A 16895-nucleotide genomic window follows, 5' to 3' on the forward strand; every position below is an offset into this window, starting at 1 on the left:
GCGCTTAGTGAGCGGCCTTTTCCACCAGCTGTACCGGTTGCTGCGTCGGCTCGTCGTGCAGGAGGTGGTCGAGACGGTCGGCGACGATCTGGTCGTCGGCCCGGGCCTCGCGCTTCCAGGGCTTGCGGCCCTTGAGCACGCCCGATTCATGCACCATCTCGGCGACGTATTCTTCCTGGCGATAGGCCATCACGTGGATGCCGGAGACGCCTGCGATCTCCTTCACCTCGTTGATGATGTCGATGCAGATCTGCTTGCCTTCCTTCTTCTGGTCCTGCGCGCCTTCCAGCCGCTTGATGATCGCGTCCGGAATGTGGACGCCCGGCACGTTGGAGCGGATCCACTTGGCCGTCTTTGCCGAGGCGAGCGGGCCGACGCCGCACAGGATGAAGACTTTTTCGGTGAAGCCGAGGTCGCGGGCCCGTTCCATGAAGTTGCGGAACATCGGCACGTCGAAGCAGTACTGCGTCTGCACGAACTGCGCGCCGGCGGCGATCTTCTTGCCGAGATGGATCGGGCGGAAGTCGTAGGGCGGCGCAAATGGGTTCACGGCCGCACCGAGGAAGACCTGCGGCGGCGTGGTCAGCTTGCGGCCGGACAGGAACTTTCCGTTGTCGCGCATGATGCGGACGGTTTCGAGCAGCGACATGGAGTCGAGGTCGAACACCGGCTTCGCGCCGGGCTGGTCGCCAGCCTGCACGCCGTCGCCGGTGAGGCAGAGGATGTTGGCCACGCCCATGGCGGCCGCGCCCAGCACGTCGCCCTGGATGGCGATGCGGTTCTTGTCGCGGCAGGCGATCTGCATGATCGGCGCATAGCCCATGCGCGTCAGCAGCGCGCAGATGCCGACCGAGGACATGTGGCAGTTGGCTCCCGAGGCGTCGACCGCATTGATGCCGTCGACCCAGCCGTCAAAGATCGCGGCGCGCTCGTAGACGTCCTGCGGATTGGCGCTGTCGGGCGGGTTCAGCTCGGTGGTGACGGCAAACTCGCCGCGCCGCAGCACGCGCTCGAGGCGTCCGCGCGAGGAGTGGCCGGGCTGCGGGTCCAGCGGCAGGTCGATACCCGCGGGGTTTTCGTCGGGATGGGGAGGACGCGGCGTGGCCATGTTCATGCAGGTTCCTTGTTGGCGGCCTCGCGCGCGGCGGCGGCCTGCGCGGTCACGCGCAGCCAGGCCGAGGTTTCGCGCAGCGACTGGTCGACCGGCTTCTGGACGTTGAGGATGGCATCGCCCTTGGCCATGTTGCGCGAGCCTTCCCAGGCCTTGACCCAGACGCAGGGCATATCGGGCTCGACCTCGCAATTGCCGTTGGCGCGCACGCCGCCGCAGGGGCCGTTGCGCAACTGCTTGGGGCAGTTCATCGGGCAGGACATGCCGGTGGAGGAGAGCACGCACTGGCCGCACATGCGGCAGTCGAACATAAAACCCTTCACCTGCTTCTCGACGAATTTCACCGGCGCCTCGACGCGGGAATAGCCGATGCCCTTCCACAGGGGATGCAGCATCAGGAAGGCGTCGGCAAAGCGGGCGTAAAACCATTCGAGCATGCGCGAATGGCGGATCGACCAGAGGCGAACCGTATATTTGCGCTGCACGCGTCGCTGTGGCGACACGTCGGCCGGCTTGTAGTCGCTCTTTGGCGCAGCCTGTTTGACCAGGGTAGCCTGGGTGACGATCGGTTTTGTCTCAGACATTTTCTTTTCCGCCCGCTTTGACAAGAGCGACCAGCCGCTCGCGGGTGAATTCGCTGTCGAGCGCGGCCGCGGCCTTGTCAGCCTCGGCTTCGAGGTCATCGCTCACCGGCACGGGGTCGGCCTTGCGCCATTCGGCCAGATAGGCGTCGGTGTCGCCGGCGCCCGTGCGCATGGCGCACATGTCGATCGCCTCGGTGAAGCGCAGCGGCAGTTCGCGCTTGGCGTTCTGCCGGCCCTTCTTGACGATGACCTGGGCAGGAATGTCGCGCCAGTAAACGATGATCAGATCGGCCATTTCAATCTCACTCCCAATTGACCGAGCATTGCCGCAACCATTGTCACCCCGCTTGTTATGGGGCGACGCGCGCGCCTTCAAAAGCGACGTAAGGCAATGTCGCAAACAGGAACGGAGATGGAGGTTTCAGGCCAAAGCAAAAACCGCTCGCAAACACCGCGCCTGATGCTGCTCCCGAGGTTGACTCAGAGCGGCGGATGGTATCGTTATCTGGATGTCAGTCGGCCTTGCTCGAAGCTGCCTTGGCCAGCGAAGCGTTGAGGTCGCCATAGCCGGTGAAGCGTCGCTCATAGGCAAGCCCCAGCAGCTTTGCGGCATCCTCTGCCACCTTGTCGAGTTCGGGATCGTCGGTCTGGGCCAGATAGACGACCTTTTGGTAGTGGCCGAAATAGTCGCGGATCAGTTCCGGATGCCTGTCGAGCCCGAGCGGCTTGATGAAGAAGGCCTCGAACTGCCGGCACAGAAAGTCGGTCATGTAGAAGGAGAGCATGTCGCCGTCGGCGATCGCCTCGAAGGCCTGCATTCCCTGGTAGAAGGCAAAGCAGTGCGGGCCGGCCATGCGCTCCACGCCATGCTTTTCGCACACGCTGTCGAGCATGCCGCCGGTGCCGCAATCGGCATAGCCGACAAAGATCCGGTCGTAGCCTTCGGCCTTGGCCTTGAGGATCGCCTTGTCCAGCGCGGGCGGGATCCGGTCGGGATAGTAGTGAAATTCGGCCGGCAGGCAGGTCAGGTCGAGATGGTCGAGCCCCAGCTGTTCCTTCACCGCCAGAACCTCGCGTGCAATCATGCCACAGCCGATGACCAAAAGCCTGTCGGGTTTGCCTGGGGTCGTATTCGGTGCGGTTTCCATGAAACTGTGTGCCTTTCGCCCTTGCACGTATATCCCGTTTATCTAATAGAGGCCCGGGCGATTTGCAGCTAAGAGGGAGATACCGTCCATGAAACTTTCGCGCTTCGCGTCGCTTGCCGCCATCCTGGTCTGCGCACTGTCGATCTCGGCCTGTGCCAATACGATCCGCGGTGTCGGCAAAGACGTCAAGTCGACCGCCAGGGCCGTGGAGCAGGCGGTTACGAATTAGGGACGGGTAAGGGGGCGGGGGCCCTATCCGGCTTTGTTGCCGGAAAGAACAAGGCCGCGCAGAGCGCGGCCTTTTTTGTTGCTTTACGCCGAGGCGCGCACGTTGTGCCGGCGCTTCATGAAGTCCTTGGCGGTTTCGACCGCCACTGCCGCGTCGCGGCAGTAGGCGTCGGCGCCAACGGCCTTGCCGAATTCCTCGTTGAGCGGCGCGCCGCCGACCAGCACGACATAGTCGTCGCGGATGCCCTTTTCCTTCATCGTGTCGATAACGACCTTCATGTAGGGCATGGTCGTGGTCAGAAGCGCGGACATGCCGATGATGTCCGGCTGGTGCTCTTCGATCGCGGCAAGATAGTTCTCGACCGGATTGTTGATGCCGAGGTCGACGACGTCGAAGCCCGCACCTTCCATCATCATGCCGACAAGGTTCTTGCCGATGTCGTGGATGTCGCCCTTGACGGTGCCGATGACCAGCTTGCCCTGCTTCGGCGCGCCGGTAGCGGCCAGAAGCGGGCGCAGGATGGACATGCCGGCCTTCATGGCGTTGGCCGACAGCAGCACTTCCGGCACGAACAGGATGCCGTCGCGGAAATCTTCGCCGACGATGCGCATGCCTTCGACCAGCGCTTCGGTCAGAACCGCATAGGGGACCCAGCCGCGCTCGAGCAGGATGTTGGTGCCTTCCTCGATTTCCTCCTTGAGGCCATCGTAAAGGTCATCGTGCATCTGCTGCACGAGTTCTTCGTCGGAAAGCTCGGACAGGATGATCTCGTCGTCGGACATTTTAATCGGCTCCTCGTGGCCGCCGGCGGCACTTACGCCCGGCGCGCAATTTCGCTACAATAGGTATTACGCAAAGGGCATTTCGCCATAGCTGATTTGCGACCTCCGGCAAAAGGAAAGCGACTGTAAATTTATAGCTTTTGTTGTCGATTTTGAGACAGGTCTTGGCGCTTGCGGGCCGTTTCGGCAAAGGTGCATGACTACGATCCGGACAGGGGGGCGAACACGGCGCCCGATGTCAGGTTTCTAAGGATGACTTCTATGGAAGATAATCTCTCGTCCGAGCAGGATGGCTCCGGCACGCGACGCGGCCGTGGCGCCGGTGGTGGCGCCGCAGCGCGGCGCGCAGCACGTTCTGGCGGCGGCCCCGGCGTGCAGCAGACCTATATCAACCGCAAGATCAAGGTCTACGACGTCCTCGACGAGGAAGGCCTGGCACTGATCGAGAAGAATGCCGAGATCGTGCTGGAAGAAGTCGGCATCGAATTTCGCGACGACGCCGAAGCACTGGCGCTGTGGAAGCAAGCCGGCGCCGACGTGAAGGGCGAGCGCGTGCATTTCCCCAAGGGGCTCTGCCGCTCGCTGCTCAAGACCGCGCCCTCGATCTACACGCAGCACGCGCGCAACGCCGCCCGTTCGGTGCAGATCGGCGGCAACGCCACCGTGTTCGCTCCGGTTTACGGCCCGCCCTTCGTCCGCGACCTCGACGGCAACCGCCGCTACGCGACGATCGCCGATTTCCAGAATTTCGTAAAACTCGCCTATATGGCGCCGTCGATCCATCATTCGGGTGGCACGGTTTGTGAGCCGGTGGACATCCCGGTCAACAAGCGCCATCTCGACATGATCTATGCGCACATCAAATATTCCGACAAGCCGTTCATGGGCTCGGTCACCGCGCCCGAGCGCGCGGAAGACACGATCGCGATGTGCAAGATCCTCTTCGGCGAGAAGTTCGTCGACGAGAACACCGTTCTCACCAGCCTCATCAACGCCAACTCGCCGATGGTCTTCGACGAGACCATGCTTGGCGCGCTGAAGGTCTATGCCCGCAACAACCAGGCCTGCATCGTCACGCCGTTCATTCTCGCCGGCGCCATGAGCCCGGTGACGGTGGCCGGCACGCTGACCCAGGTTCTGGCCGAGGTGCTGGCCGGCGCTTCCTTCACCCAGCTAATCCGCCCCGGCGCTCCGGTGATCTTCGGCACCTTCGCGTCGTCGATCTCGATGCAGTCGGGCGCACCGACCTTCGGCACGCCGGAGCCGTCGCTGGTGTCCTATGGCGCAGCCCAGCTTGCCCGCCGTCTCGGCCTGCCGTTCCGCACCGGCGGCTCGCTCTGCGCCTCCAAGGTTCCGGATGCGCAGGCGGCCTATGAAAGCGCCAACACGCTCAACTCGACGGTTCTGGCCGGCACCAACTTCGTGCTCCACGCCGCCGGCTGGCTCGAAGGCGGTCTCGCCTCCTGCTACGAGAAGTTCATGATGGACATCGACCAGCTCGGCATGCAGCAGAAGTTTGCCGAGGGCGTCGACCTTTCGGAGAACGGCCAGGCCATGGACGCCATCCGCCAGGTGGGGCCGGGCAGCCACTATCTCGGCTGCGACCATACCCAGGCCAACTTCCAGTCGGCCTTCTACCGCTCGTCGATTGCCGACAACAATTCCTACGAGCAGTGGCTGGCCGAAGGGCAGAAGACCGCACCGCAGCGCGCCAACGAGCTCGCCCGCCGCTGGCTGGAAAGCTACGAGGCGCCGCATCTCGACGAAGGCATCGACGAGGCGCTCAAGGACTTCATGGCTCGCAAGAAAGAGTCGATGCCCGACGCCTTCACTTGAAGAGAGCCCGATTCTGGCCGGGCTAAAGTGGCCAGCATTATTCACAAGGAAGTCTGGCGGACGGCGTTTTCCGATCCGGTCCGGAAGGGGTGAGACTTGTCACCCCGCTTCCTTGAAGACATTTCCGCCGCGCTGGCCGAGCATGGTCTCATCCAGCGCGGCGGTTTCAATTTCGGGGACGGAGAGGAAACTCCGCCCGGACCATCGAGCGTGCTGGCCAAATCGGTGCTGCTCGTAGGGCAGGCGGGTGCCGCGCCCTGGCCGCATTTCCGGCGCTGGTGCGGGCAGCAGCCGGCCGAGCTGGAGAATCCGCTCGACACATGGTCGCGCGAGGTGATCGGGCAGGTGGCACAAGAGTTCGGCGCGCGCGCCGTGTCGCCATCGGACAAGCCATGGCTGCCCTTCCAGCAATGGGCGATGCGGGCCGAGGGACTAAAACCGTCGCCGCTCGGCATTCTCATGCATCCGGAATACGGCCTCTGGCACGCCTATCGCGGGGCGCTGCTTTTCGAGATCGAGATTCCGATTCAGGAACCTCGCGAATCGATTCATCTTTGCGATGCATGTGTCGGAAAACCTTGCATGAAATCCTGTCCGGTCGAGGCCTATTCGCCGGATGGGTTTGCCTATGAAGCTTGCCTTGCGCATGTTCGTGGCTCGAATGGCGCGCCTTGCCGAAGCGGTGGCTGCCTCGACCGGAATGCCTGTCCGTACGGCGCGCAGTATCGCTATCCGGCTGAAGTGCAGGCGTTTCATATGGCCAGCTTTGCCCGCCCAAAACGCTGATCGCGTTGGCGTGGCTTGCCGCCCGACATTTCGATCTGGCCGCCTCTCGCGCAATCTTGATCGCCTGCCTCGGTCGGACGGGTTGACGCAAAGCGATCAGCGGAGCTATGTGCTGAGTCATCAGATGACTTGATGTTTTATGCCATGCAGCCCGCAACCAGAACCAACCTTACCGACAGCGCCGCCGCAAGCGTCCGCGCCGAGATCGTCAGCGGACGCTGGTCCGTGGGCGAGCGCATTCCCAACGAAGCGACGCTAAGCGAAATGCTGTCGGTCAGCCGCGGCACGGTGCGCGAGGCGGTGCGTGCGCTGGTTTCGCAGGGGTTGCTGGAAACGCGGCAGGGCTCCGGCACCTATGTGCGCTCGGCGGTCGACCCCAGCGCCGCCCTCGACCGGGTCAAGCGCGCGGGCCTGCGCGACCAGTGGGAGGCACGCACGGCACTCGACGCCGAGGCTGCGCGCCTCGCCGCCATCCGCCACACGCCGGCCGACCTCGGAAAGCTGAACCGGCTGCTTGCCGCGCGCGGCACGACGGCCGATCCCGACCGCGAGGGCTTCGTCCGCCGTGACCTCGCGTTCCACAGGGCGATTGTCGAGGCTTCCGGCAACCGCGCGATGTTGGAACTCTACGACTTCTTCACCGGGGCAATCGCCGAGACGATTGACTCCACCCTTGCAGGCCAGTTGCCCGAACCGGATGCAGCCGCCCACGCGGCCATCGTCGATGGCATCGCATCCGGAAATCCGGACCGGGCCGCCGCCGCTGTCCGCGCCTTCATGGCGCCCGTCCTCCACGAACTCGATCGGCTACTTTCGCAATGAGAATGAACCAGAATTTTTCCGACCCGGACGACCGGCAGGCGCGGCTCGCCGCCATGAACGCGCTGGACGAGCAGCTGATCGATGCCGAGGAAGACAGCCTTCCCAAGCCGCAACCTCCCGTTCTGCGCAGCCCCGGAGCGCGCTTCGTGCTCGGCGCCAGCCTCGTACTGATCGCCTTCAATCTGCGCCCGCTGTTCTCCAGCCTTTCGGTGCTGCTGCCGGAAGTGATGCAGGAGGCCGGGCTTTCGACCATTTGGGCAAGCCTGCTGACGACGCTGCCCGTGCTTTGCCTTGGTATTTTCGCGCCGCTCGCGCCCAAGCTCGCACAGCGCTTCGGAGCCGAACGCACCCTGCTCGGCGCACTGCTTCTCTTGGCGCTCGGCACGGCGCTGCGCGGCCTGGAATCCGTGCCGCTCCTGTTCTTCGCCACCTTCCTCGCCGGCGGGGCGATCGCGATTGGCAACGTGCTGCTGCCGGGTCTCGTGAAGCGCGATTTCCCCGACAGGGTGGCCATGATGACCGGGCTCTATACCATGGCGTTGTGTGGCGGCTCTGCGGGAGCCGCTGGGCTCACCTTGCCGATCGAGCATCTGCTGACCGGCTCGTGGTCGGGCGCCTTGGCCGTGTGGGCCTTGCCGGCCGTCATCGTGGCGCTGATCTGGACGCCGCAGGCGCTTGGCAGCCGCCGGACGGTCAGCCACAGCGGCTTCCGCGTCACCGGCCTGTGGCGTGACCGCCTTGCATGGCAAGTGACCCTGTTCATGGGCTTGCAGTCGGCGCTGGCCTACTGCGTCTTCGGGTGGCTGGCGCCCATCCTGCGCGAACGCGGCTTTGACGCAACCACCGCCGGTGCGCTGGTCTCGCTCTCGGTCATGGCGCAGGTGGTCACCTGCCTTGCGGTGCCGTCCTTTGCCGTGCGCCAGAAGAACCAGCGCGCGGTGAATGTCGGGCTGGTGACCATTGCCGTCATCGCTTTGTTCGGCATCCTGTTCGCGCCCACCTCGACCATCGTTGTCTGGGCAATTCTGCAGGGCATCGGGCAGGGCGGCCTGATCGCGGCGGCCATGACGCTGATCGTGCTGCGTTCGCCGGATTCGCATGTCGCAGCCCACCTGTCGGGCATGGCGCAGGGCGTCGGCTATGTGCTGGCTGCCATCGGCCCGCTGCTGGTAGGCCTCATTCGCGGCTGGACCGGCAGTTTCCAACCGACCGCGATTTTGTTCGTGGCGCTGGGCATCGGTGCCGCCATTGCCGGTCTGGGAGCCGGCCGTGCGCTGCAAGTGAGCGCGCGAGCGGTGCGGATCGACGGCTGACAGGTCTTGGCGACGCCCGCCTGATTCCCGATATCTTTGCAGGGCATGTCGGCCGAAACCTTGCCGACGGCCTTTGCGCGGGTATCTATCGCCCAGGAGACAGCAGGAGAGGGCTCGACAATGGCCAAGAAGGACATCGAGATCAAGACCAAGGACGGCACGGCCCAAGCCGGCCTGTTCGGCGCGGGCGCAAAGGCCGGCGTGATCCTCTACATGGACGCCTTCGGCCCGCGTCCCGCGCTCGACGGCATGGCCGAGCGTCTGGCCGCCGAAGGTTACGCCGTGCTGGTGCCCGATCTCTTCTACCGTAACGCGCCCTATGGTCCGTTCGATGCCGCGACCGCGTTCGAAAATGAAGACAGCAGGAAGGCCTTGATGGCGATCCTGGGCGCCACCACCCAGGAGATGACCAACCGCGACAGCGGCGCATTCATCGATGCGCTGGTGGCCGCAGGCGTCACCGGCCCCATCGGCACGGTGGGCTACTGCCTGGGCGGTGCGCGGGCGCTCAACGCGGCTGCCAGCTACCCCGACCGAATAAAGGCTGCGGCGTCCCTGCATGGCGGCAACCTCGCAAGCGACGCGCCCGACAGCCCGTACCGGCGAGCGGCCGAGATCAAGGCACGGGTCTATGTCGGCACCGCCGGCGTCGACAGCAGCTTTCCGCCAGAACAGTCGGCGCGGCTTGCCGAAGCGCTGCGCGCGGCCGAAATCGATCACATCATCGAAAACTATGTCGGCATGGAGCATGGCTGGTGCGTGCCCGACCACGGCGCCTACAACAAGGTCGGCGCCGAGCGTCACTGGAAGCGTCTGACCGAGTTCTTCTCTGAGGCGCTGCGCTGAGATGACGGACCCGGCGGACCCTTTCGATCTTGTCCGCTTCGTCAGTGCGCAGGATCCTGTTATCGCCGAGGTTTGTGCCGAACTGAAGCATGGCCGCAAGACCAGCCACTGGATGTGGTTCGTCTTCCCCCAGGTCGCGGGCCTCGGCATGAGCGCTATGTCGCAACGCTATGCGATTGGGTCGCTGGGCGAGGCGCGGGCCTATCTGGAGCACCCGGTGCTGGGGCCGCGGCTGCGGCTATGCGTAGGCCTGCTTCTCGAGATCAAGGGGCGTTCGGCACATGAGATTTTCGGCAGTCCGGACGACCGCAAGCTGCGTTCCTCGCTGACGCTCTTCGAGCAGGCTGCCTCCGAGGACCCAATTTTCCGTCAGGCTCTCGACCGCTATTTCGGCGGCATCGCCGATCAGGCCACTCTCGAGCGCCTGAGGACCTGAGCCGCTCCTAAAACTCTAATCAAATGCAAGTGCCGAAAGACACGCTTCGGCAAGATGCGCCTGCTATCGGACAGCACAGCAGATCGGGGGTAGGAATGAACATTCGGGGAGTCGCGAGCTTGGGTCTGGGCCGTGCCGTTGGAACAGAAGCAGCGCAGGGCGCTTCGATGCACGGAGCCGCCGAGACAGCCCGGATTCGGCAGGATGTCGCCGCCGCGCGCGACGTTGCCCGTTCGGCCCTCACCAATGAACGTTTTCGCCTGATGCTCGACCAGATCGTCAGCCCGGCATTGTCGGACGTTCTCATTCAGATGAAGAATGACAGCAGCCAGACAGACCTGCGCACCGCGCAGCAGAGCTACAGCGAAACCAGCTCCGACTGAGGAACTTATTCTGACCGCGTTTCAGCTGGCTAGCGAAACGCCTTCTTACAGACGGCGCCGATGAAACCATCGCGCGCCGTTTTGCTTTTCTCATCCTGACGACGCTTTTTCCGGCCCGGTGCCTGCCCGCTCGATGGGGCGCTGGCTGCCTTTCCTCGACTTCCATCAATTGCCTACAGGCGCCACAATGTTGCTCCCGTCAGCGAGCGCATTTTGCGGTTGGTGAAGCCTGTGCCCGGTCTTCAGAAAGCGATGAACGTAATCCTGATGCCGTCGAGCCTGAAAAATTTCTCCCATGAAAACAGCTGCTTACGATTTTGTCGATACATCTTTGCCGCGATATAACTTGTAAAAGATATATCGTTGCATAGATATATCGCACAGAAACGAAACCCATGAGAGGTACTCGCATGTTCATGCACGCAAAAATGAAGAAGTGCGGCGGCGACTGGTTCATGTCGGGCGCGGAAGGCGGCAGGGGCGGCGGACGCTTCGGCCGCGGTGGCGGGCGCTTTGGCCGTCATCATGGCGGCCCGTTCGGCGGACGCGGCCCCCGCATGTTCGACCCCGGTGCGCTGCGGCTCGTCGTGCTCGGCCTGATCGCCGAGGAGCCGCGCCACGGCTACGACATCATCAAGGCGCTCGAAGCCAAGTTCCAGGGCGCCTATAGCCCCAGCCCCGGCGCGATCTACCCGATGCTGCAGATGCTGGAGGAGGCCGATCTCGTCTCCTCGCAGACGGAAGGCAACAAGCGGCTCTATTCGATCACCGAGGAAGGCAAGGCCTATCTTGCCGATCACGCCGAGGAGTTGGCGCGCCTCATTGCCCAGCTCGACGAGGCTTCGGCCGAGATGGGCGGTGCGGCGCTTGGCGACGAGTTCCGCGCGCTGCGCCGGGCGGTCGTCATGCGACTGCGCGAGGGCTCGCTGACGCCCGAGCAGGCCGAAAAGGCCGTGCAGATCCTGAAGAAGGCGCGCAGCGACTTCGACAAGCTCTGAGCGTCGACGCTCCGGCCCGACACCGGCCTCGGAACGAAAAAGGCACCGTCGCATCGACTGCGACGGTGCCTTTTCTTTGAGGTCGGCTTCCCGCGCCCGCTACGGGACGGGGATAAAATCAGCCGCGGCTGCGCCGGCGCTCGCGACGTCCGCCGCCTTCGCCCTCTGCAGCGCCAGCGCCGCTCTCGGCAGCCGTCTTGTTGCGCAACGGGCCGATGCGCTCCACGATCGCTTCGACCGTCGGGCGGGTGGCCTTGTGATGCGTATCCAGCGCCTCGCGCATGGCGGCGAGGTGGGCAAACGAAGTGCCGCAGCAACCGCCGATGATCCGGGCGCCGCTGTCGACGGCCAGCCGCACATAGTCGGCCATCAGCTCGGGCGTGCCGGAATAGTGGATTTCCGTGCCGCGGAATTCGGGGATGCCGCAATTGCCCTTCACGATCACTGTCGCCTCCGGCTTTGCGGCGGTCATGTCGAGCAGCGAGGCGAGGATATCGGCCGCGCCGACGCCACAATTGGCGCCGACGGCGACCGGCGTTTCGGTGAGTCCATTGGAAACGCCATGGATGTCCTTCGGCGCAAGGCCCATCATCGAGCGGCCGGCGGTGTCGAAGGAGACCGTATAGGTGTAGGGCATGCCAGCATCGATGGCCGCCTGCGCAGCCGCGCGCGCCTCGTCGGGAGCCGACATGGTCTCGATCCAGGCGATCTCGGCGCCGCCATCTTTCAGGCCCCTGATCTGCTCGGCAAAGGCCCCGACGGCTTCCTCATAGGTGAGGGCGCCGAGCGGCACCAGCAGCTCGCCGGTCGGTCCAACCGACCCGGCAACGATGACCTTGCGGCCGGCCTTGTCGGCAACCGAACGGGCGATCTCGGCAGCAAGCTTGTTGAGTTCGTAGACGCGGTCCTGCGCGTGATGCAGCTTCAGGCGATGGCGAGTGCCGCCAAAGGAATTGGTGAGGATGATGTCGGCGCCGGCATCGACGAATTTCTGATGCAGCGTCGCGATCTTCTCGGGCGCGGTCTCGTTCCACAGTTCCGGTGCCTCGCCGGACTCCAATCCCATGGCGAACAGGTTGGTGCCGGTGGCGCCGTCTGCGAGAAGCACGCCCTTCTCCGCCAGGAGTGCGTCGATTGGGTTGGTCATGGAAAGCTGCCTTAGGGAGTGAGATCTGGAGTAAGGATATAAAGAAATCCTTATATCCAGTCAACGGCGCTGGCTATGCCGGCGCAAGCTCCGTTTCGGCCAACCGGCGGGCAAAACCGGCCGCCTCATGGGCGTTGATCTCGGCGCTGCGGATCAGATTGTCGAAATGCCGGGTCAACGTGCGGATCGGCTGGGTGGCGTTCAGCACCATATACATTTCGCCGACATAGATGGCGGCACGATAGGGCCCGAAGATGGTGTAGGGCACCGAGTAGCGCAGCCGCCCGTCGTAGAGGAAGAGCCGGAAAGTCGGGTAGAGATCCTCGAGGAGATCGGCCATGTGGTGCAGCTGTTCGCGCCGCTCGCGCTCGGGAAAGCGATCCCAGATTCCCATGCCGTGCGCGAAAATCTCCAGCGTGTGGCGCGGCATGCACACTTCCATATCGGTTTCCGGCCGCCGGCTGTAGTCGATGCGGTATTGCGTTTCGCCGGCCTGGCTCTGCCGGCTCTTGTTGGAAATGTCTGCCTCGTATTCCACGAGGGCTTCCGTGCGCAAAAGGTCGGGAATGCCGGCCGGCACATAGCGGATCTTGGTGCCCACCGCCTCGGCATGCCATTTGGCCAGCAGCGTGCGGTCAAAGCCACCGGGGGCATCCTCGATCTCCAGGCTTTCCCGGATCTCGCCGGTCAGGCCTTCGTCCTGGCTGAGGCCGAGCAGCCAGTCGAGCGAGACCTTGTGCTCGGCGGCGATCGTCATCAGCGTCTCGGCGCGGGGCAGGCGCGTGGCCTCGTCCGACAGCAGTTGCGACAATGCCGAGCGGTCGATGCCGACCGAAGCGGCGAAGGCCGATTGATTCTGGCCCGAACGCTGCAGCAGCGTCTTCAGCCGCTCGCGAAACACCCCGGAAAGATCACGTTTGTCCACGCTGCGGCTCCCTGCACGCCAAGTTCCGTGTGCTTCACCTTCATGAACGCACACAACATAGCGTTTGTTCCACGGGTTTGTTTACAATTCACAACAATTGCGCATTAAGAAGCGCAAAATCAACATTCTGTTCCCATTGTCGCGTTGAATCTTGATCTGACTACTGACAGCATCCTGTCAGGAGGTGCCGAATTGCCGGCAGTTCCGGGGAAGTGAGTGGGACATGGCATACGATAAGGGCGTAAGGCGGAATTGCGCGCCGGCAATCGAGTGGCCGACAGTTGCGCTGATCGCCGCAACATACGGCTCTTGGGCGGGAGCGTCCTACTTCCTCCGGCCACACTATCCGATACTGACCCTGCTGATCCTTGGCTTCCTGCTTGCGATGCAGTCCTCACTCATCCACGAGGCGCTGCACGGCCACCCGACGCGCAAGGCATGGGTCAACGAACTGTTGGTCGGTCTGCCGATCGGACTGGTCTATCCCTACCGCCGCTTCAAGGCGCTGCATCTGCGCCACCATTGCGACGACAACCTGACCGATCCTTTCGACGATCCGGAAAGCTTCTACCAGTCCGTCTGGAAGCATCATGAGCTTCCGCGCTTCATGAAGATGCTGCTTACGGCCAACAACACCATGGTCGGGCGTTTTGTCCTCAATCCGCCACTGGGCACGGTCGGCTTCCTGCTTGCCGATGCCCGGTCGATCCTTCAGGGGGACCGCGCGGTGCGCAAGGCATGGCTGCTGCACGCGATCGGGCTCGCCATCGTCATACCGCTCGTGGTTTTCGTATTCCAAATCCCGTTCTGGCTTTACGTGCTCGTGCCGGTCTGGCTCGGCCAGTCGCTGATCTCAATGCGAACCTTCGCCGAGCACCAGTGGTCGGAACGGCCGGATGGTCGCACGGTCATCATCGAGCGCTCGCCGCTGTCCTTCCTGTTCCTAAATAACAATCTGCATTTCGTGCATCATCACAGCCCGACGGTCGCCTGGTACAAGTTGCCAAAGCTGTTCCGCGAACGCCGCGAGGAATGGGTCGCGATGAACCGGGGATACCTGTTCCCGAACTATTTTGCGCTGCTTCGGCAATATGCGTTCCGCGCCAAGGAGCCGGTGGTGCATCCGGTGTTGCGCCGCACACCTGAAGCGGGCCGCGCCTTTGCGCCGCGCGTGCGTGCCCGCTCGGTGCATGGGCTGGGAACCGCGCCGGTGCCGGCCGAGCCGCCGAAGGAATAGATTTGCTTGCTCCTGCAGATGCGCGCAGCAAAATAGGGCCATGAGCGAAATGATTGCAGCACTTGCCATGTACGACTGGCCTGAGATGCAGGCCGAAACCGACGCCGAATGGGGGCGTCTGCGCAAGGCCTTTCGCGCTGCGGGCCTCAACGCGCCGGAGGCTCTCGTCCGCCGCAACGCCGACATGCCGTCGGTGCCCGGCGGCATCAGGGACGCCGAGGGCAATGTCGTGGCGCCGGATCCGGCCACGCTGCCGCCCGAGGAGCTTCACCTGCCCTCGCTCTGGCTGCACCCTTCGCTGCTCTTCACCCAGACCTGCTGGGGCCCGATGGAACAGGGGCTCGCGTCGCATGTGCGCGTGGTGAGCCAGCCCGACTACTCGGCTTTCCTCGGTGGACGGGGCGAGTTCTATTCGAGCGCCCTCATGATGCGCGCGGACGGCCAGGCGGATGTTGCTCCGCCAGACGACGGCGCGCCGTGCCTTCCGCTGGAGACCATCAGGGGCAAAAGGCTCGCCTACAACAGCGACGACTCCATGTCCGGCATCATCGCCCTGACACGCGATCTGGAGGCAACTGGCGAGAGCATCGACCTGTTTTCAGAACTGGTCGAGACCGGCGGCCATCGACTGTCCATCGTGGCAGTGGCGGAGGGGCGGGCGGATGTTTGCGCTGTAGATTGTCGGACCCTTGCCCTGGCAAGGCGCTTCGAGCCTGAAGTGGCCAAGCTGCGCATCGTCGGCTGGACGGGGCTGCGCAAGGGGTTGCCCTTCATCGCGCCGGCAAGCACGTCCGACGCGACCTTCGAGAAGCTGCAATCAGCGCTGCAAGCTTCGGCTTAGAGCGACATGACGTCTCTGAGACGCGCTCTAAGAATTTCTTCTTGACGCATGATCTTGTCCGACAAGTCTGCAACTTGTCGGGATCATGCTTCAGCCGGCCATGAGCCTTGCATCCAACGGATAGCGCGACAGCTTTTCGTTTCCGGAGCCGGTGATCAGCACCTGCTCCTCGATCTTCACGCCCTCGTGCCCGCCCAGGCGGCCGATATAGCTTTCCACGCACAGCACCATGCCGGGCTCGAGCTCGCCGTCCGGCGTGTCCGCCGTCCAGTCGGACGCATGCGGCAGGGTCGGGTATTCGTCGGCAAGGCCGACGCCGTGATAGAGCACACCGTAGCGGGCGGGAAAGCAGTCCGGCGGAGGCACTTCCGATGCCTCGACGAGATCGCGGAACGACATGCCCGGCTTCATCAATTCGGTATTGTGGGCGATCTGGTCGGCGGCGATGCGGTATAGGTCGCTCTGCTCGTTGCTCGGTTGGCCGTCGCCACAGAGCCATGTGCGGGACAGGTCGGCGCAGAAGCCATAGGGCCCGATGAGATCGGTGTCGAAGGCGACGAGATCGCCGGCCTCGATGACGCGCGACGAACACTCCTGGAACCAGGGATTGGTGCGCGGACCCGATGCCAACAGCCGCGTTTCGATCCACTCGCCGCCGCGGGCGATGTTACCGCGGTGCAGCTCTGCCCAAAGCTCGTTTTCGGAAATGCCGGGCCTCAACGCGGATTCCATTTCGCTCATGGCCGCCTCGCAGGCCACGATGGAGCGGCGCATGCAGAGGAGTTCGTCGGGCGATTTGATCAGCCGCGCATTTTCCATCACCGCTTCGCCACTGCCGACCGTGACGCCGAGCCGGGCCAGCGCCTCGACCCCTTCATGGTCGAGATGGTCGACGGCGATGCGGTTGTTGCCGCCGCCATGCTCGCGCACCAGGTCGGCAATTCCCGCCGCCCAGCGCCGCACCTTCATGTCGGTCAGATCACCGCTATAGAGATACATCCACGACACCGCCGGCCGGACCTCGTCCACGACGCCCGAATGGTCGGAAAGATGCTCGCAAGAGAAATAGTCGAACAGGACGACCGGACCTTCGGTCGCAACGAAGCAGTGGCGCGTCGGGTTGTGCGCGACCCACAACTGCATGTTGGTGGAGTCGGTCGCGTAGCGGATGTTGACCGGATCGTAGAGCAGGGCACCTGCATAGTCTCGGCGCTTCAGTTCCGCGCGAATGCGCTCGAGCCGGTAGCGCCGCATGGCCGGCAGGTCGGGGGCAGGGATGCCCGCCTCGCACCATTCACGCTCGGCCACTTCGCCATAGCCCAGCACATGCTGGTTGAGCGTAGCGGCCTTGTCGCGCGCGGCGGCGCGCAGATACTCAACGGAAACGGGCGACGAAGCACCTCCGCCGCCCGGATCGAATGGCATGATCTTGCGATGCCGGCCGAAATTTCCAGAGGTCCGGCCGGTCATC

The 16895-nt window shown here is 63.8% G+C and carries 19 protein-coding genes; 11 read left to right on the forward strand and 8 right to left on the reverse strand.

Annotation, left to right across the window (positions count from 1 at the left end):
* Positions 1-4: 4 nt before the first annotated feature.
* The 4 genes from M2281_RS16160 to M2281_RS16175 form a co-directional block, all read right to left on the reverse strand.
* Positions 5-1114, reverse strand: coding sequence for a methylenetetrahydrofolate reductase (locus M2281_RS16160; RefSeq protein WP_280822196.1), 1110 nt, complete (start codon positions 1112-1114; stop codon positions 5-7).
* Positions 1111-1695: a methylenetetrahydrofolate reductase C-terminal domain-containing protein gene (locus tag M2281_RS16165; protein WP_280822197.1), complete on the reverse strand. Its 585-nt coding sequence runs from the start codon at positions 1693-1695 to the stop codon at positions 1111-1113. The genes M2281_RS16160 and M2281_RS16165 overlap by 4 nt, the downstream gene beginning before the upstream one ends.
* Positions 1688-1990 (reverse strand): virulence factor, encoded by a 303-nt coding sequence (locus M2281_RS16170; RefSeq protein WP_280822198.1) that lies wholly within the window; start codon positions 1988-1990, stop codon positions 1688-1690. Before M2281_RS16170 ends, M2281_RS16165 begins: the two co-directional genes overlap by 8 nt.
* A gap of 217 nt (positions 1991-2207) precedes the next feature.
* Entirely contained in the window at positions 2208-2843 is a 636-nt protein-coding gene (locus M2281_RS16175) for a DUF1638 domain-containing protein (RefSeq protein WP_280822199.1), read from the reverse strand.
* An 88-nt stretch (positions 2844-2931) separates the two neighbouring features.
* Between M2281_RS16175 and M2281_RS16180 the strand changes: the two genes are divergently transcribed.
* A complete protein-coding gene (locus M2281_RS16180; RefSeq protein WP_280822200.1) occupies positions 2932-3072 on the forward strand; it encodes an EncA/B family entericidin in 141 nt (46 codons plus the stop codon).
* 83 nt (positions 3073-3155) lie between these two features.
* Here M2281_RS16180 and M2281_RS16185 read toward each other — a convergent pair whose 3' ends face one another.
* Positions 3156-3854: a corrinoid protein gene (locus tag M2281_RS16185; RefSeq protein WP_280822201.1), complete on the reverse strand. Its 699-nt coding sequence runs from the start codon at positions 3852-3854 to the stop codon at positions 3156-3158.
* 261 nt (positions 3855-4115) lie between these two features.
* On the opposite strand from M2281_RS16185, the gene M2281_RS16190 reads away from it, so the two are divergent.
* The 8 genes from M2281_RS16190 to M2281_RS16225 all read left to right on the forward strand — a co-directional run bounded on the left by M2281_RS16190 (position 4116) and on the right by M2281_RS16225 (position 11274).
* The gene (locus M2281_RS16190; protein ID WP_280822202.1) at positions 4116-5690 is read left to right on the forward strand and encodes a trimethylamine methyltransferase family protein; all 1575 of its coding nucleotides are present in this window, start codon (positions 4116-4118) and stop codon (positions 5688-5690) included.
* A gap of 96 nt (positions 5691-5786) precedes the next feature.
* Entirely contained in the window at positions 5787-6476 is a 690-nt protein-coding gene (locus M2281_RS16195; protein WP_280822203.1) for a hypothetical protein, read from the forward strand.
* A gap of 144 nt (positions 6477-6620) precedes the next feature.
* The gene (locus M2281_RS16200) at positions 6621-7298 is read left to right on the forward strand and encodes a FadR/GntR family transcriptional regulator (RefSeq protein WP_280822204.1); all 678 of its coding nucleotides are present in this window, start codon (positions 6621-6623) and stop codon (positions 7296-7298) included.
* Positions 7299-7300: 2 nt separating this feature from the next.
* Positions 7301-8611: a CynX/NimT family MFS transporter gene (locus M2281_RS16205; protein WP_280822205.1), complete on the forward strand. Its 1311-nt coding sequence runs from the start codon at positions 7301-7303 to the stop codon at positions 8609-8611.
* 120 nt (positions 8612-8731) lie between these two features.
* Positions 8732-9457: a dienelactone hydrolase family protein gene (locus M2281_RS16210; protein WP_280822206.1), complete on the forward strand. Its 726-nt coding sequence runs from the start codon at positions 8732-8734 to the stop codon at positions 9455-9457.
* A 1-nt stretch (position 9458) separates the two neighbouring features.
* Positions 9459-9893 carry a DUF1810 domain-containing protein gene (locus M2281_RS16215; RefSeq protein ID WP_280822207.1) on the forward strand — a complete coding sequence of 145 codons (435 nt, stop codon included), beginning with the start codon at positions 9459-9461 and terminating at the stop codon, positions 9891-9893.
* Between the two features lie 119 nt (positions 9894-10012).
* Positions 10013-10276, forward strand: coding sequence for a hypothetical protein (locus tag M2281_RS16220; RefSeq protein WP_280822208.1), 264 nt, complete (start codon positions 10013-10015; stop codon positions 10274-10276).
* A gap of 410 nt (positions 10277-10686) precedes the next feature.
* On the forward strand, positions 10687-11274 hold the full coding sequence (locus M2281_RS16225) for a PadR family transcriptional regulator (protein WP_280822209.1): 588 nt from the start codon (positions 10687-10689) through the stop codon (positions 11272-11274).
* A 118-nt stretch (positions 11275-11392) separates the two neighbouring features.
* Here M2281_RS16225 and bmt read toward each other — a convergent pair whose 3' ends face one another.
* The gene (bmt, locus tag M2281_RS16230) at positions 11393-12421 is read right to left on the reverse strand and encodes a betaine--homocysteine S-methyltransferase (protein ID WP_280822210.1); all 1029 of its coding nucleotides are present in this window, start codon (positions 12419-12421) and stop codon (positions 11393-11395) included.
* Between the two features lie 73 nt (positions 12422-12494).
* A complete protein-coding gene (locus tag M2281_RS16235) occupies positions 12495-13346 on the reverse strand; it encodes a helix-turn-helix domain-containing protein (protein ID WP_280822211.1) in 852 nt (283 codons plus the stop codon).
* A 223-nt stretch (positions 13347-13569) separates the two neighbouring features.
* Here M2281_RS16235 and M2281_RS16240 point away from each other — a divergent pair, with 223 nt between their 5' ends.
* Together M2281_RS16240 and M2281_RS16245 are read left to right on the forward strand one after the other, a co-directional pair.
* Positions 13570-14583: a fatty acid desaturase gene (locus tag M2281_RS16240; protein WP_280822212.1), complete on the forward strand. Its 1014-nt coding sequence runs from the start codon at positions 13570-13572 to the stop codon at positions 14581-14583.
* 40 nt (positions 14584-14623) lie between these two features.
* Positions 14624-15424, forward strand: a complete 801-nt coding sequence (locus M2281_RS16245) for a phosphate/phosphite/phosphonate ABC transporter substrate-binding protein (protein WP_280822213.1) — start codon at positions 14624-14626, stop codon at positions 15422-15424.
* A gap of 90 nt (positions 15425-15514) precedes the next feature.
* On the opposite strand, the gene M2281_RS16250 is transcribed toward M2281_RS16245, so the two are convergent.
* Positions 15515-16894: a M24 family metallopeptidase gene (locus tag M2281_RS16250; RefSeq protein WP_280822498.1), complete on the reverse strand. Its 1380-nt coding sequence runs from the start codon at positions 16892-16894 to the stop codon at positions 15515-15517.
* Between the last annotated feature and the right edge of the window lies 1 nt (position 16895).

The organism is Pseudaminobacter soli (ex Li et al. 2025) (assembly GCF_029892515.1).
Lineage (GTDB): Bacteria > Pseudomonadota > Alphaproteobacteria > Rhizobiales > Rhizobiaceae > Pseudaminobacter > Pseudaminobacter soli_A.